14 protein-coding genes are annotated in these 14675 nt (G+C 72.0%); 3 read left to right on the forward strand and 11 right to left on the reverse strand.

The window, feature by feature from the left end; all coding sequences use genetic code 11:
* Positions 1–460: 460 nt before the first annotated feature.
* Together ACFYO9_RS26470 and bldG are read right to left on the reverse strand one after the other, a co-directional pair.
* Positions 461–901: an ATP-binding protein gene (locus ACFYO9_RS26470; RefSeq protein WP_355810974.1), complete on the reverse strand. Its 441-nt coding sequence runs from the start codon at positions 899–901 to the stop codon at positions 461–463.
* Positions 902–1162: 261 nt separating this feature from the next.
* The gene (bldG, locus tag ACFYO9_RS26475; RefSeq protein WP_003975386.1) at positions 1163–1504 is read right to left on the reverse strand and encodes an anti-sigma factor antagonist BldG; all 342 of its coding nucleotides are present in this window, start codon (positions 1502–1504) and stop codon (positions 1163–1165) included.
* An 80-nt stretch (positions 1505–1584) separates the two neighbouring features.
* Between bldG and ACFYO9_RS26480 the strand changes: the two genes are divergently transcribed.
* On the forward strand, positions 1585–4035 hold the full coding sequence (locus tag ACFYO9_RS26480) for a DEAD/DEAH box helicase (protein ID WP_358778684.1): 2451 nt from the start codon (positions 1585–1587) through the stop codon (positions 4033–4035).
* 497 nt (positions 4036–4532) lie between these two features.
* On the opposite strand, the gene ACFYO9_RS26485 is transcribed toward ACFYO9_RS26480, so the two are convergent.
* From ACFYO9_RS26485 to ssd, 7 genes are all read right to left on the reverse strand, one after another.
* On the reverse strand, positions 4533–4907 hold the full coding sequence (locus tag ACFYO9_RS26485; protein ID WP_358777301.1) for an Rv3654c family TadE-like protein: 375 nt from the start codon (positions 4905–4907) through the stop codon (positions 4533–4535).
* A complete protein-coding gene (locus ACFYO9_RS26490) occupies positions 4904–5323 on the reverse strand; it encodes a TadE family type IV pilus minor pilin (RefSeq protein ID WP_358777300.1) in 420 nt (139 codons plus the stop codon). The genes ACFYO9_RS26485 and ACFYO9_RS26490 overlap by 4 nt, the downstream gene beginning before the upstream one ends.
* On the reverse strand, positions 5310–5447 hold the full coding sequence (locus ACFYO9_RS26495; RefSeq protein ID WP_355810965.1) for a DUF4244 domain-containing protein: 138 nt from the start codon (positions 5445–5447) through the stop codon (positions 5310–5312). The genes ACFYO9_RS26490 and ACFYO9_RS26495 overlap by 14 nt, the downstream gene beginning before the upstream one ends.
* Positions 5448–5693: 246 nt before the next feature.
* Positions 5694–6482: a type II secretion system F family protein gene (locus ACFYO9_RS26500; protein WP_358777299.1), complete on the reverse strand. Its 789-nt coding sequence runs from the start codon at positions 6480–6482 to the stop codon at positions 5694–5696.
* On the reverse strand, positions 6482–7330 hold the full coding sequence (locus ACFYO9_RS26505) for a type II secretion system F family protein (protein ID WP_358777298.1): 849 nt from the start codon (positions 7328–7330) through the stop codon (positions 6482–6484). The genes ACFYO9_RS26500 and ACFYO9_RS26505 overlap by 1 nt, the downstream gene beginning before the upstream one ends.
* Complete coding sequence (locus tag ACFYO9_RS26510) at positions 7327–8502, reverse strand: TadA family conjugal transfer-associated ATPase (protein WP_358777297.1); 1176 nt, start codon at positions 8500–8502, stop codon at positions 7327–7329. The genes ACFYO9_RS26505 and ACFYO9_RS26510 overlap by 4 nt, the downstream gene beginning before the upstream one ends.
* Positions 8499–9629, reverse strand: a complete 1131-nt coding sequence (gene ssd / locus ACFYO9_RS26515; protein WP_388666624.1) for a septum site-determining protein Ssd — start codon at positions 9627–9629, stop codon at positions 8499–8501. The genes ACFYO9_RS26510 and ssd overlap by 4 nt, the downstream gene beginning before the upstream one ends.
* A 524-nt stretch (positions 9630–10153) precedes the next feature.
* Between ssd and ACFYO9_RS26520 the strand changes: the two genes are divergently transcribed.
* Complete coding sequence (locus ACFYO9_RS26520) at positions 10154–10978, forward strand: HAD-IB family hydrolase (RefSeq protein WP_355810952.1); 825 nt, start codon at positions 10154–10156, stop codon at positions 10976–10978.
* 405 nt (positions 10979–11383) lie between these two features.
* Here ACFYO9_RS26520 and ACFYO9_RS26525 read toward each other — a convergent pair whose 3' ends face one another.
* Positions 11384–12199, reverse strand: coding sequence for an oxidoreductase (locus ACFYO9_RS26525; RefSeq protein WP_358709881.1), 816 nt, complete (start codon positions 12197–12199; stop codon positions 11384–11386).
* Between the two features lie 101 nt (positions 12200–12300).
* Between ACFYO9_RS26525 and ACFYO9_RS26530 the strand changes: the two genes are divergently transcribed.
* Positions 12301–13299, forward strand: coding sequence for an ATP-binding protein (locus tag ACFYO9_RS26530; RefSeq protein ID WP_358777295.1), 999 nt, complete (start codon positions 12301–12303; stop codon positions 13297–13299).
* Here ACFYO9_RS26530 and ACFYO9_RS26535 read toward each other — a convergent pair.
* Positions 13289–14560, reverse strand: coding sequence for a hypothetical protein (locus ACFYO9_RS26535; RefSeq protein ID WP_355810945.1), 1272 nt, complete (start codon positions 14558–14560; stop codon positions 13289–13291). The two genes, ACFYO9_RS26530 and ACFYO9_RS26535, sit on opposite strands and share 11 nt — an antisense overlap.
* Between the last annotated feature and the right edge of the window lie 115 nt (positions 14561–14675).

Genomic DNA, 14675 nt, shown 5'->3' on the forward strand with positions numbered 1-14675 from the left:
TCGTCCTCCTTGACGCTTGGGCTGAGCTCAAGATGTGGACGGATTGTAGGGAGCGGAACCTGATCAAAACAGAGCGCCACAAACGGAATTGACCTGAGATTGCTTCTCAGCAAATGATCGCGCCCGGGGATTGACCCCAAAAGCGGTAATGCCTCAAAACCGTTGACGCCACCGCTTTACCGGTTCACCGATCAAGGTCAACCAGTGATCCGATAATGATCAGAAATGGAAAAATCCCTGTTCACCGTGGTGGCGGCAGGGCTTCGGGTGGGGTGCCGGGAGGGGGCCGGCGCGGGGCGGAGGAGGTACGGGGGCGGCGGCCGTCCTGTCGGGCAAGGCCCGGGGAGGAGCGGCGTCAGGGGGAGCCGCGTCAAGGACGACCGGGGCCGGGAAAGAGCTGTGTCAGGGGAGGAGCGGCGTTGGGGGGAGCCGCGAGGAGCGAGTCCGGGAAAGAGCCGCGTCAGGGGACGAGCGGTGCCGGGGTCGTCGGCCAGCTCATGCGGATGAGGCCGCCGGACTCGCCGGCCGTGACCTCCACGTCGTCCACGAGGCCGCTGATGACCGCGAGGCCCATCTCGTCCTCGCCCTCGGCCTCCAGGTCGTCGCCCGCGCCGAGCCCCGAGCCGGGCGCGCGGTCGCCGGGCGCCGCGCGAGGCGCCTCGTCACCGACCTCGATGGAGAACTGCTTCTCGTCCTCGATCAGCGCCACCCGCACCGGCGCCGTCACGCCACTGCTCTGATGCAGCCCGACGGCGCGCGTGCAGGCCTCGCCGACCGCGAGCCTGACCTCGTCGAGAACGGCCTCGTCCACTCCGGCCCTGCGCGCCACCGCGGCCGCCACGAGACGGGCGGTCCTGACGTGCTCGGGCAGCGCGCTGAAGCGGAGTTCAACGGTGGCCATGCATCCCCCTCGACATACGCGCGTGCTGTCAGGGGGCCGGGCCGCAGGCCCGGTCCCCTGCTGTACTGCCGGCCCGGGCCCACGGGGCCCGGGGACTCCGGCTTCCGGTCGACCGCCACGCGACCGCCACCCGGTCGGCGGCAGCCACTCGGTCGGCAACCACCCGGTCGGCCGCCCGGCCCGTGGTGGCACCGAGCGGAACCGCGTCGCTGAGCGAATGGTGGCCGCTCAGCCTGTGGTGGCTGCTCCGTCAGCGGTCACTCAGTCGGTGGCCGCGACCGCTTCCTCGACCGAGGTGTGAATGGGGAACACCTTGGTCAGACCGGTGATACGGAAGATCTTGAGAATGCGCTCCTGGTTGCAGACCAGGCGCAGCGAGCCCTCATGGGCACGCACCCGCTTCAGGCCGCCGACCAGCACGCCGAGCCCGGTGGAGTCGAGGAAGTCCACGCCCTCCATGTCGACGACCAGATGAAAACTGCCGTCGTTCACCAGCTCGACCAACTGCTCGCGCAGCTTGGGCGCGGTATATACATCGATTTCGCCACCGACCTCGACGACCGTACGATCGCCGACGGTACGGGTCGACAGGGACAGGTCCACGGATCCTCCAGCACCTTGCTATCGAGCGGTCATCCCTCGGGACACCTCGGCAGAGCCCCCAGGACGGATCGCCGGCCGCGATGGCATTCAATCACTTACCGGCGGGCGTGCACGACGCCTTGAGACCATTGTCCATCCCGCCAGTGACACACTCGATGCCGATGGCCAAAATTTCTCCGGCCGGAGGACCCTCCACGGGCGCCCCGGCACGCACGTCCCCGCGGACCGTCCTTGACCGGCTCACCGCGGGTCCGAGCCGTGCATCGCGCGTCACTCATACGGAGCACTTGCCCCCACGTGAGGCCCGGTATGCAGGCTGGCCCGACCGCATCCGTCCCGAGGTCATATCCGCCGTCCGCGCCGCCGGGATCGAGCATCCCTGGGCCCACCAGGCCGCCGCCGCCGAGCACGCCCTGGACGGCGAATCCGTGGTCGTCGCCACCGGCACCGCGTCCGGCAAGTCGCTGGCCTACCTCACCCCCGTGCTCTCCGCCCTCCTCGACGGCTCCGAGGCCCCCAACGGCCGCGGCACCACCGCCCTGTACCTCGCCCCGACCAAGGCCCTCGCCGCCGACCAGCGCCGCGCCGTCCGCTCGCTTGCCGACCCCCTCGGCAACGCGGTGCGCCCCGCCGTGTACGACGGCGACACCCCCTTCGAGGAACGCGAGTGGGTCCGGCAGTACGCCAACTACGTCCTGACCAACCCGGACATGCTGCACCGCGGGATCCTCCCCGCCCACCCCCGCTGGTCCTCCTTCCTGCGCGCCCTGCGCTACGTCGTCATCGACGAGTGCCACACCTACCGCGGCGTCTTCGGCTCCCACGTCGCCCAGGTCCTGCGCCGGCTGCGCCGCCTCTGCGCCCGCTACGGCTCCGAGCCCGTCTTCCTCCTCGCCTCCGCCACCTCCGCCGACCCCGCGGTCTCCGCGGAGCGCCTCACCGGACTTCCCGTGAAGGAGGTCGCCGACGACGCCTCACCCCGCGGCGACCTCGTCTTCGCCCTCTGGGAACCTCCGCTCACCGAGCTGCACGGCGAGAAGGGCGCGCCCGTCCGCCGCACCGCCACCGCCGAGACCGCGGACCTCCTCACCGACCTCACCGTCCAGGGCGTCCGCTCCGTCGCCTTCGTACGCTCCCGGCGCGGCGCCGAGCTGATCGCGGTCATCACCCAGGAACGCCTCGCCGAGGTCGACCGCTCACTCCCCCGGCGTGTCGCCGCCTACCGCGGCGGCTACCTCCCCGAGGAGCGCCGCGCCCTCGAACGCGCCCTGCACTCCGGCGAGCTCCTCGGCCTCGCCGCCACCACCGCCCTCGAACTCGGCGTCGACGTCTCCGGGTTGGACGCCGTCCTCATCGCCGGCTACCCGGGCACCCGGGCCTCCCTCTGGCAGCAGGCCGGGCGCGCCGGACGGTCGGGGCAGGGCGCCCTGGCCGTGCTCGTGGCCCGCGACGACCCGCTGGACACGTATCTCGTCCACCATCCCGAAGCGCTGTTCCAACAGCCCGTGGAAGCCACCGTCCTCGACCCCGACAACCCCTACGTCCTCGCTCCGCACCTGTGTGCCGCCGCCTCCGAACTCCCGCTCGTCGACGAGGACATGGCCCTCTTCGGGCCCGCCGCCGCGGAGCTCCTCCCCCAGCTGGAGGCCGCGAAGCTGCTGCGGCGCCGGGCCAAGGCCTGGCACTGGACCCGCCGGGAGCGGGCCGCCGATCTCACCGACATCCGCGGCGAGGGCGGCAGACCCGTCCAGATCGTGGAGGAGGGCACGGGGCGGCTGCTCGGCACGGTCGACGCGTCCGCTGCCCACACCACCGTCCACGAGGGGGCGGTCCACCTCCACCAGGGGCTCACGTATCTCGTGCGCCGGCTCGATCTGGAGGACTCGGTGGCGTTGGTGGAGGAGGCGGTGCCGCCCTACTCCACGACCGCGCGCGACACGACCGCGATCTCCATCCTGGAGACGGAGACCGAGGTCCCGTGGGGCGCGGGGCGCCTCTGCTACGGCTCCGTCGAGGTCACCAATCAGGTCGTCTCCTTCCTGCGTCGCAAACTCATCACCGGCGAGGTGCTCGGTGAGACCAAGCTGGATCTACCTCCTCGTACGCTGCGTACGCGGGCGGTGTGGTGGACGGTGACCGAGGACCAACTGGACGCCGCCCGCGTCAATCCCGAGATCCTCGGTGGCGCGCTGCACGCCGCCGAGCACGCGTCCATCGGCATGTTGCCGCTGTTCGCCACGTGTGACCGGTGGGACATCGGGGGCGTCTCCGTGCCGCTGCATCCGGACACGCTCCTTCCCACGGTCTTCGTGTACGACGGCCACCCCGGTGGGGCGGGGTTCGCCGAGCGGGCCTTCCACACCGCGCGGGAGTGGCTGACGGCCACGCGGCAGGCGATCGCGTCCTGCGAGTGCGAGGCGGGGTGCCCTTCTTGCATCCAGTCCCCCAAGTGCGGCAACGGCAACGATCCGTTGCACAAGCGGGGGGCGGTGCGGCTTCTTTCGGTGTTGTTGCGGGATGCGGAGGGGTAGGGGGCGGGGAGGGGAGGGGTCGTCCGGGTAGGGGGTGGGGGCGCTCGGGGGCTGGGGTCTGCGCCTGCGGTCCGTTTGTGGGTGCGGGGCCGCGGGGGTATGTGCGTACTCGCTATCCACTGTTCGCCACGCCTCGCGGACAATTTTGCTATTGCGTGCTCGGTGCTCCGTGCGCACATACCCCCACGTCCCCTCCCGTCTCGTACGCGGGTGCGGCCCGGTGGGGCGGCTCCCTATGCCTGCGGCCGGTTGAAGGCCGCGGGGTCGGTGGACGGCCATCGCCCCCCGCTCGCAGTGGGCTACGCCCGCGGCGCCCTGGCGCCAGCCGGGCCCCCATCGCGGGGTTGACCCGCCCACCCGCCCCGACCTCAGCCGCACGTCGCGGGGTGCACCCGCCCACCCGCCCCTACTCCCGCCCCGCGTCGCGGGGTGAGATGGGTGGGTGAGGGAGAGGTGTCCGCTGCGGGGCGGCGAGGTAGGGGGCGTCCGTCCAGAGGTCAGGGACCCCGGGTCGGGGGAGGGCCCGCTGGGCCCGCGCGGGAGTTGACCGTTGCGGAGAAGGGGCCCGCCGAAGCGGTGGCCGTTACCTCGGAGATCTCGCCGTGCACCACGCACCGCACCACCCTCGCCCCCTGCGCCCCCGCCACCCGCACCGCCCCCTCGCACGCCCGCGCTGAACCGTCCGCCCACCGGTCCGCCGCCGCCAGCGCCGCCAGGTCCGCCGCGCCGCCCGCGCGGTGCCGGGCCACCACGACCTGGGACATGGCAAGCACCGCACCGCAGACGACGCCCAGCACGGCCATCACCACGACCACCCACACGGTCGCCGCCCCCCGGTCCCGGTCGGCCCCACGCCACCGTCCGGCCCTCATACGTCCACCCCCACCGTCTCCTCCGCCAGCGCCACCGCCTCGGAGCGCAGGCGCACTCCCAGGCCCAGTACCGAAGGCCCCGGCGGCTCCGCCGTCACCTGGACCCGCACCAGGTCGCCTTCGCGCCGGACGGCGACTCTCGCCCCACGCGGGGCCGCCTGCCGCGCCGCCGCCGCGGCCACCTCGTCGGGGTCCTGGCGGGCCGCCGCCCGAGCTCCGGCCCTGGCGGCGTCCACACACTGGATCTGCGCGGACGCCGCCAGCAGCGTCCAGATCAACGCCATGGTGAACAGCACCAGAGTGGGCAGCACCACCGCCGCCTCCGCCGTCACGAACCCCCGGTCCGAGGAGCGCCAGCTCCCTCTGGCTCGGAACCGGCTGCTGCGCCGTTCGCGCTCCACCTCAGAACGGGACATCGAGCGCCTTCTCCACGACCGCCTGCAGCGCCGCCTTCACCTGCCCGCTCGTCACCACCTTGTAGAGCAACCCCGCGAAGCCCACCGCCGCGATCAAGCCCATCGCGTACTCGGACGTGACCATCCCCGTGTCCGCGCCCCCTGCACGGACCCGCCACCTCAGCCCTCGTCGCGTTCCCGTCCGCATCGGGCCCCGTTGCCACCAGCGCCGACCCGACGGTTCCTGTCGGCGCCCCGCCGTCTCGCTCATCACATTCCCCCGCATTTCAACCTCCGTTGGCGTTCCTTGAGTTCTGCTGGTTCTGCTGGTTCTGGTGATCTCTGCTTGTTCGCCTGTTCTGTTTTCGTTTCGGCGCGCGCGCCGTCGTCCTCACCCCGCTCTCAGCAGCCCCTCCGCCATTCCGATCACCACCGGCAACACCCCGATCGCCACGAACGCCGGCAAGAAGCACAAGCCCACCGGGGCCGTCATCAGGACGCCCGCCCTGCGTGCCGCTGCCGTTGCCGTGCGGCCGCGTTCCGCTCTCGCGTCCGCGGCCAGGCGGGTGACCGGGGCCGCTGTCGGGGTTCCGGAATCTCCCGTCCGTTCCAGGAGGCGGGCCAGCGGTGCCGCTGCCGGTAGCTCAGCCAATTGGCGCCAGGCGTCGGAGGGTTCGCCGCCCAGGCGTACCTCTGCCGCCCCGCGTGCCAGTCGTGCGCCGACCGGGCCCTGAAGGGACTCCCCGACTGCCGCGGCAGCCGCCACAGGGCTCGCCCCTGCGGTGACGCATGCGGCCAGGAGGTCCGCCGCGAGGGGGAGTTGGCGTGCCGCCTCCGTCTGCGTCGACTTTTCGGCCGGGGCATTCGCGGACGCGCGGCTCCGGCCGACGCGCCGCCATGTGCCGTAGGCCACCGCCCCGCCCGCCAACAGGCCCGGGACCCCGCCCACCAGCGCGTAGGCGGCGCTCGCCGTGCCGGCCACCACGAGCCACTTCCGCGTCGCTCCCCCGGGGCTCAGGCGTAGGGTGCGGCGTCGTGCCCGGGGGCGTTGTCTGTGGAGTGCTGCATCCGCGCGTCGGCGCAGGGTCCGCTCGCGTCGTGCGGCCAGCACCGTCAGTGTCAGCCAGAGCACGGCCGCGGCGTCCCACAGGAATACCCCCAGCCTGTGGACAACGTTCATCACTCCTCCGCCCCTCGTACGATCCGCAGCGCCCACCACGCCCCGGCAGCCTCCAGCGCTCCCCCGACCGCCAGGCACACCAGGCCCGGTCCGGTGTGGAACAGGACCCGCAGCGGTTCCGCCCCCAGTGCTCCGCCCATCAGCAGGCCCAGGACGGGCAGGCCCGCGAGCATCACGGCCGTTGAACGAGCGCCCGCCAACTGGGCCCGCAGGTCAGCGCGTTGGTCGCGCTCCGCGCGCAGCGCCCCCTCCAGCCGTTCCAGGCCGGCGGCGAGTCCCGCGCCGCGGTCCACCGCCACCCGCCAGCACGCCGCCAGGCCCAGGAGGCCTTCGGCACCCGGCACCCGGGCCGCCTCCCGCAGCGCCCCCGGCACATCCCCGCCGAACCGCGCCGCCGCCACCACCGCGCTCCGCGCCTCACCGACACCGCCCGCGTCGCCCTCCTCCAGGGCCAGCCGCAGCGCCTCTCCGGGTTGCCGGCCTGCTCGCACCTCTCCCGCGAGCTCCCCACAGAGTGCGATCACCGCGTCACCGCGCCGCTGCCGTTCCTTGCGCGCCTCCCGGGCCCGCCGCACGCGCGCCGCCACCGGCACCCCTGCCGCGCCCACGACCAGCGGCACCACGGACGCGGCCGGCAGAGCGACCGCCGAACCCGCCGCCAGGCACCACCATTCGTGCCCCATCCGTCCCCGCGCGCCGGCCAGCACCCGTTGCCAAGGCCACACTTGGGGTTTCAGTGCGGCGCTTGCTCCGAACAGCGCCGCCCATCGGTGCTCCTCCGTCCGTCGGGCCGCCAGCCACGCCGCAGTCCCCGCGCACAGCACCGCCGTCCACAGCGTGGCGCTCACGACCCATCACCCCAGGAACCGCTCCTGAGCAGGGAGTTCAGGCGCTCCCAACCTGGCTCCCGGGTAAAGGCCGTCTCGCCCCAGCGCAGCGCCGGCACCGTCGCCACCAAGCCGGACTCACCGCGCTCCAGGACATGCACCTCGGCGATGCGGCGGCGGCCCACCCTGTCTCGTACGAGATGGATCACCACCGACAGCGCCGCCGCCAACTGGCTGTGCAGAGCCGCCCTGTCGAGGCCTGCCGCCGTCCCCAGGGCCTCAAGGCGGGCGGGCACGTCCCCCGCGGCGTTGGCATGGACCGTGCCACAGCCCCCCTCATGTCCGGTGTTCAGCGCGGCGAGCAGATGCACCACCTCCGCGCCGCGCACCTCGCCGACGACCAGCCGGTCGGGGCGCATCCGCAGGGCCTGGCGCACCAGGTCGTCCAGGCCGACGAGGCCTGCCCCCTCCTGATTCGCGGGGCGGGACTCCAGGCGCACCACATGCGGGTGCCCCGGGCGGAGCTCCGCCGAGTCCTCGGCGAGCACGATGCGCTCCTTGGGGCCGACCAGACCCAGCAGGGCGCTCAGGAGCGTCGTCTTGCCGCTGCCGGTGCCGCCGCTGATCAGGAAGGACAGCCGGGCGTCGAGCAGGGCGCGCAGGAAGCGGTCGCCCCCGGGCGGCACCGTGCCCGCCGCGACCAGCTCCGCGAGGGTGAAGGCCCGGGGGCGCACCACCCGCAGCGAGAGGCAGGTCGAGCCCACCGCCACCGGTGGCAGCACCGCGTGCAGTCGCGTGCCGTCCGGGAGGCGGGCGTCCACCCAGGGCCGCGCGTCGTCGAGGCGTCGGCCCGCCACGGCCGCGAGGCGCTGCGCGAGCCGCCGCACCGCGGCCGCGTCCCGGAAGGTGACGCCCGTCAGCTCCAGACCGCCGCCCCGGTCCACCCAGACCCGATCGGGCGCGGAGACCAGGACGTCGGTCACCGTGTCGTCCGCGAGCAGCGGCTCCAGGGGACCCGCCCCGATCAGCTCCGAGCGCAGCTGCTCCGCCGCGCCGAGGATCTCGGTGTCTCCGAGCACCCTGCCCTGGGCCCGCAGCGCCTCGGCGACCCGGGCGGGCGTCGGCTCCGTGCCGTTCTCCGCCAGCCACTGGCGCACGCCGTCCAGCATCCGGGCGCCGATCACCGAGCTCATACGCCCGCTCCCGTCGCCTCGACCGGCAGCCGCTGCCAGAAGGAGGTGCAGAACCGGGCCAGCGGTCCCCGGGCGGCGCCTCCAGGTGGTGTTCCCGCGGCCTGGGCGCCGAGCAGTCCGGCCTCCCAGGGGACTTCGCCGGCCAGCGGCAGATCGAGCAGGCCCGCGATCTCCTCGGGCCCCAGGCCACCGGCATCCCCCGGTCCTGCGCCCGCGGAGACGAGAACCCGCAGGTCCCGCAGAGCCATCCCCGCCACCGACGCCACCCGTCGCGCCCCCGCCACCGCGCGCAGCTCGGCGGGCACCACCAAGAGCCCGAGGTCCACCTGCGCGAGCGCCTCCGCCGCGGCCTCGTCCACCCGGCGGGGCAGATCCAGGACCACCACACCGCCGCGCCTGCGGGCCGCCGCGACGACCGCCCGCACGGCCTCCGGGGCGACCGCGACCGCGTCCCCGCGGTCCCAGCTCAGGACCCGCAGCGCGTGCAGCTCCGGCAGCGACTCCTCCAGCGCCCCACCGCCGACCCTGCCCCGCGAGGCGGCGAACGCCGGCCAGCGGAGCCCGTCGGCGCTCTCGCCGCCGAGGAGGACGTCCAGACCGCCGCCCAGCGGGTCGGCGTCGACGAGCATCGTGCGCCGGCCCTCCCGCGCCGCCGTGACCGCGAGCGCGCAGGCCAGCGTGGAGGCTCCGGCGCCGCCCCGGCCGCCGATGACGCCGACGGTGAGCGCGGGCCTGCCCACCCCCTCCGCCACATCGGCGATGCGGTCCACCAGCCACTGCTCGCCGTCCGGCAGGACCAGCACATGGTCGGCGCCGATCTCCACCGCCCGGCGCCAGACGCCGGCGTCGTCCTGATCCCGCCCGACCAGCACCACACCCCGGCGGCGCGCGGCCCCGCGCACCCGGTCAGCGGCGTCGTCCCCGACCAGCACGAGCGGGGCGGCCTCCCATCCCTGCCTGCTCGACGGGCCGCCGTGCTGCACCTCGGGCAGCGCTCCCGCGGCGGCACACAGCCGCAGCAGGTCATCCAGCAGCTCCACGTCCTCCGTGACGATCAGCGGGCCGCCCTGCCGTCCCTCGGCCTGCGCGCTCCTGTCACGTGAAATGACTCCACCCACGATCTCCATCCCCTTCACACCGCGACACCCTTGTGAATGCCGCGCCCCGCTTGCGCGAAGAGACCGGACAAAGCAATCCGGCCATGAACTTCACGAGCGGAGCGGGCGGAATCAGCGTGCGGCGCTGCCGGAAATCGTGTGGATCTTGGTCAATAACTGTGGACAAGGCGATGCCTGTGAATATCTCCGTCACCCATACCGGTGACATCGCACCGCCTTCGCGATGACTTCCACAGCGCAGCCTCACGACTACGCTCAGTGACGGATCTTGGGCAGCCCGCAGAAGGGTCGAGAAGGGCATGAGGGCCACTCGAGGGCCGGAAGAGGATCGACGGAGGGTTCAAAAACCCATCCGGACATGCGACGACCCCCGCCGGGGGGGAGAGCGGGGGTCGTCCCCACGGTCCGACTCGGGGGGGGAGGAGCCAGACCGGGTTAGCACGGTCGCGAACGATCCGTGACTTCCATGGTGTACCCGAGAGCCTTCTCAGGCAAACCCACGCGCCTCAGCTTACGCCGAATGGTGGGCGCCTATGCTCGGGCTCGTGGAAAACCACTCCTTGCCTCGGACTGCCGCCTTCTTTGACCTGGACAAGACGGTCATTGCGAAGTCGAGCACGCTCACCTTCAGCAAGTCGTTCTACCAAGGCGGCCTGATCAACCGCAGAGCGGTACTGCGCACCGCGTACTCACAGTTCATCTTCCTCGCGGGCGGCGCGGACCACGACCAGATGGAGCGGATGCGCGAGTACCTGTCCGCCCTGTGCCGCGGGTGGAACGTTCAGCAGGTCAAGGAGATCGTCGCCGAGACCCTGCACGACCTGATCGACCCGATCATCTACGACGAGGCCGCGTCCCTCATCGAGGAGCACCACACCGCGGGCCGCGACGTCGTCATCGTCTCCACCTCGGGCGCCGAGGTCGTCGAGCCGATTGGTGAACTGCTCGGCGCGGACCGGGTGGTGGCGACCCGCATGGTGGTCGGGGACGACGGATGCTTCACCGGTGAGGTGGAGTACTACGCGTACGGACCCACCAAGGCGGAGGCGGTCAAGGAGCTCGCCCGGTCGGAGGGGTACGACCTGGACCGCTGCTACGCGTACAGCGACTCGGCGACCGATCTGCCGATGCTGGAGTCCGTCGGGCACCCGCACGCGGTCAATCCGGACCGCGCGCTGCGCAAAGAGGCCCTCACGCGCGCGTGGCCGATCCTCGACTTCCACCGGCCGGTCCGCCTGAAGCAGCGGCTGCCCACGCCGCCCCGGCCCGCCGTCGTGGCGGCCGCCGCGGTCGGCGCCGCGGCGGCCACGGCGGGCCTCGTCTGGTTCGCGAGCCGGCGCCGCGCGGCCGCGTCCTGAGACCCGGCGCGAAACCGGGCTCCGGCCCTACGGCGACGGTGCTTTGCCGCACCTTCGATCAGCCGCCCGATTTACACCTGTTTGAAGCTAAAAGTAAAGAAGTGCGGCCAGGACTTCCGCTTATCCCAGGAGGGGAGTACAAAGGAGTCAACGGCCCGCGAGACCAAGGACATCCGAGAGGATCACCTTCAAACGCAGTTGAGGCCCCACGGACCGAAGCATGAACACCGAGCACCCACGCGACGTCGACCCGTCGATTACGGGCCAGCCGCACCAGGTGACGGGCAACGTCCCGACCTGATGGGCAACATATCGAGGACGCTTGGTAACACGGTGGACATGCCAGCGGCGGTACGGATTCCGTACCGCCGCAACCCTGTTCGGGCACCTGCCCCCTCGACGCCCCTAGGCCGCGCCGCGCTGCAGCGCCTCGCAGACGGCCGTCGACTCCCTGGCGCCGAGCTCCACCGCCTTGCCGCAATGGGCGATCCAGGCCGCCATGCCCTCCGGCCTGCCCGACGCGTAGCCGTCAAGGGCCGCCACGTAGGCCGCGCGGCCCAGCTCCCCGTACCCCGCCTCCGCCGGGCACACCGACTTCGGGTCGAGGCCGCTACCCACCAGGACGATGCGCTCGGCGGCCCGCGCGACCAGGCCGTTGTGCGAGCCGAACGGGCGCAGGCTGAGCAGCTCGCCGTGGACCACCGCCGCCGTCACCAGCGCCGGCGCCGCGCTGCCCGCGATGATCAGCTGGGACAGGCCCTCCAGCCGGCCCGCCACCTCGTCCGCGTCCGGAACGGGCAGCTCGACCAGCGGCTCGTCCACGGGTTCGCCCGCCAGCCGCGGCCGGCCCGCGTCCTCGGCGGAGTCGGCGGCGGCGACCAGGTGCAGGCGCGCGAGCACGCGCAGCGGCGACTGCCGCCAGATCGACAGGAGTTGACCGGCCTCGGCGGTCAGCCGCAGGGCCGCGCCGAGCGTGCGCGCCTCGCCGTCACCACTGAAGTCACTGCGTCGGCGCACCTCTTCGAGCGCCCAGTCGGCGCCGGAGAGCGCCGCGGAACCGCGGGCGCCGCGCAGCGCGGCCTCGGAGGTGATCTCGTTGCTGCGGCGCCGCATGATGCGGTGCCCGTAGACCCGGTCGACGGCCTTGCGCACGGAGTCCACGGAGTCGGTCACCCCGGGGAGATCCCCGAGGGCCGCGAGCGGATCAGCTGTCGTACTCATGAGTACGACCCTACGTACTTCCGGGCTCGCCGCCACGAAGGAGTGGTCTTCTTCACGCGCATCGGGCACACGGTGTACCCGACCGGCTACCCTTCGTGGTCATGAAAATCGCTTTCGTAGGGAAGGGCGGCAGCGGCAAGACGACGCTGTCCTCGCTCTTCATCCGCCACCTCGCCGCGACCGGGGCGCCCGTCATCGCGGTGGACGCCGACATCAATCAGCACCTGGGACCGGCCCTCGGCCTCGACGAGACGGAGGCCGCCGAGCTGCCCGCCCTCGGCGCACGGCTGCCCCTCATCAAGGACTACCTGCGGGGCTCCAACCCGCGGATCCTCTCCGCGGACACCATGATCAAGACCACGCCCCCCGGCGAGGGTTCGCGCCTGCTGCGGGTGCGCGAGGACAACCCCGTGTACGAGGCGTGCGCGCGGCCCGTGGAACTCGACGACGCCACCGTGCGTTTGATGGTCACCGGGCCGTTCACCGAAGCCGACCTCGGTGTCGCCTGCTACCACTCCAAGACGGGGGCGGTGGAGCTCTGCCTGAACCATCTCGTCGACGGCCGCGACGAGTACGCGGTCGTGGACATGACCGCGGGTTCGGACTCCTTCGCCTCCGGCATGTTCACCCGCTTCGACATGACGTTCCTGGTGGCCGAGCCGACGAAGAAGGGCGTCTCCGTCTACCGCCAGTACAAGGAGTACGCGCGGGACTTCGGCGTCAGCCTCGCGGTCGTCGGCAACAAGGTGCAGGGCCAGGACGACGTCGACTTCCTGCGCGAGCAGGTCGGCGACGACCTGTTGGTGACGGTCGGGCACTCGGACTGGGTGCGCGCCATGGAGAAGGGGCGCCCGCCGCGCTTCGCGCTCCTGGAAGAGGACAACCGCCGTTCCCTGCAGGTGCTTCAGGACGCCGTCGAGGCCGCGTACGACCGGCGCGACTGGGAGCGGTACACCCGCCAGATGGTCCACTTCCACCTGAAGAACGCGCAGAGCTGGGGCAACGAACGGACCGGGGCCGACCTGGCTGCCCAGGTCGACCCCGATTTCGTGCTGCGCGAGCGCATGACCGCCACGGCCCGCGGGAGTGCTACTGCTTGACCGCGGGAGCGCCGGGGACGCCCTTGGGGGCCGGTGCGGGCTGGGCGGAGAGGAACGACGCCCAGCCTTCCTTCGGCTCCTTGCCGACCCGCAGGTGGGTCAGCCTCTCCAGCGTCTTCGGGTCCTGCGCGTCCAGCCAGTCCGCGAGCTGGCGGAAGGAGACGCACCGTACGTCGGGCTTGTTGCAGACCCGCTCGACGGTCTCCTCGATGGCCCGCATGTACGTGCCGCCGTTCCAGGACTCGAAGTGGTTGCCGATGATCAGCGGGGCGCGGTTGCCCTTGTAGGCGCGGGAGAAGCCCTGGAGCAGGCCGTCACGCATCTGGTCGCCCCAGTACTCGTGCTTGGACGGGTCGCCCTGCGAGGTCGAACCGGACTGGTTGACCATGAAGTTGTAGTCCATGGTCAGCGTCTCGAACTGGCGGCCGGGGACGGGGACGAGCTGCATCGACAGATCCCACAGCCCCTCCTTCTTCTTGGGCCAGACCTGGTTGTTGACGCCGCTGGTGTCGTAGCGGAAGCCCATCTCGCGGGCGGCCCGCATGAAGTTCTTCTGGCCCTCCAGACAGGGGGTCCGGGCGCCGATCAGTTCCTTGTCGTAGTCGAAGGGCAGGGGCTTGGCCTTCTTCAGGCCGGCGTGGGACTTCCAGGCCTTCACGAAGGACTTGGCCTGGTTGATCTCGCTCTTCCAGTCCTTGACGGACCACTCCCCCACCCCGCCGCCCGCGCCGCAGAAGTGCCCGTTGAAGTGCGTGCCGACCTCGTTGCCCTCGAGCCAGGCGCCGCGGAGCTGGTCCACGGTGTCCCTGATTCCCTTGCGGTCGTTGAAGCCGATGTCCGAGCTTCCGGCCATGTGCTGCGGCGGCTTGTAGAGCTTGCGCTTGCCCTCGGGGAGCATGTAGACGCCGCTGAGGAAGTAGGTCATCGTCGCGTTGTTCCGCTTGGCGACCTTGCGGAAGTGCGAGAAGAGCTTCTGGCTGTCCTCGCCCGCGCCGTCCCAGGAGAAGACGACGAACTGCGGCGGCTTCTGGCCCGGCTTCAGGCGGGTGGGCCGGGGCAGGTGCGGCTGCTTCCCGGTGAACGACGTGGAGCCGTCGCCGATCATACGGACGGGACTCTTGGGGGCCGGGGCTCCGGCGCCCTTCTTGGCGCCCTCGGCGCCCTTCCTGGCGCCGGTGCCGCTGTCGGCGCAGCCGGCCAAGGCCACTGCGCAGGCCACGAGGGCGGTGAGGCTCGCGGCGGTCCTCCGGGTGGCGGCCATCTTCCGCCCACCTTCTTCCATGCAAGTAGGGACAGATCAGACCGAACTTCGCACGGACCCTTTAATCAGACTTTCCGACAAGCCGATCATTTTCCGCATTCACTCATCCGAGTGA

This window comes from Streptomyces sp. NPDC005863, from assembly GCF_042871345.1.
Lineage (GTDB): Bacteria > Actinomycetota > Actinomycetes > Streptomycetales > Streptomycetaceae > Streptomyces.

Bases quoted from the DNA above. Each gene is read 5' to 3' on its own strand.
- ACFYO9_RS26530 (WP_358777295.1), top strand. From the start codon at position 12,301: ATGAAAATCGCTTTCGTAGGGAAGGGCGGCAGCGGCAAGACGACGCTG.
- ACFYO9_RS26495 (WP_355810965.1), bottom strand. From the start codon at position 5,447: ATGGTCACGTCCGAGTACGCGATGGGCTTGATCGCGGCGGTGGGCTTC.
- ACFYO9_RS26535 (WP_355810945.1), bottom strand. From the start codon at position 14,560: ATGGCCGCCACCCGGAGGACCGCCGCGAGCCTCACCGCCCTCGTGGCC.
- ACFYO9_RS26490 (WP_358777300.1), bottom strand. From the start codon at position 5,323: ATGTCCCGTTCTGAGGTGGAGCGCGAACGGCGCAGCAGCCGGTTCCGA.
- ACFYO9_RS26480 (WP_358778684.1), top strand. From the start codon at position 1,585: ATGGCATTCAATCACTTACCGGCGGGCGTGCACGACGCCTTGAGACCA.
- ACFYO9_RS26520 (WP_355810952.1), top strand. From the start codon at position 10,154: ATGCTCGGGCTCGTGGAAAACCACTCCTTGCCTCGGACTGCCGCCTTC.
- ACFYO9_RS26500 (WP_358777299.1), bottom strand. From the start codon at position 6,482: ATGAACGTTGTCCACAGGCTGGGGGTATTCCTGTGGGACGCCGCGGCC.
- ACFYO9_RS26485 (WP_358777301.1), bottom strand. From the start codon at position 4,907: ATGAGGGCCGGACGGTGGCGTGGGGCCGACCGGGACCGGGGGGCGGCG.
- ACFYO9_RS26510 (WP_358777297.1), bottom strand. From the start codon at position 8,502: ATGAGCTCGGTGATCGGCGCCCGGATGCTGGACGGCGTGCGCCAGTGG.
- ACFYO9_RS26470 (WP_355810974.1), bottom strand. From the start codon at position 901: ATGGCCACCGTTGAACTCCGCTTCAGCGCGCTGCCCGAGCACGTCAGG.
- ssd (WP_388666624.1), bottom strand. From the start codon at position 9,629: ATGGAGATCGTGGGTGGAGTCATTTCACGTGACAGGAGCGCGCAGGCC.
- ACFYO9_RS26525 (WP_358709881.1), bottom strand. From the start codon at position 12,199: ATGAGTACGACAGCTGATCCGCTCGCGGCCCTCGGGGATCTCCCCGGG.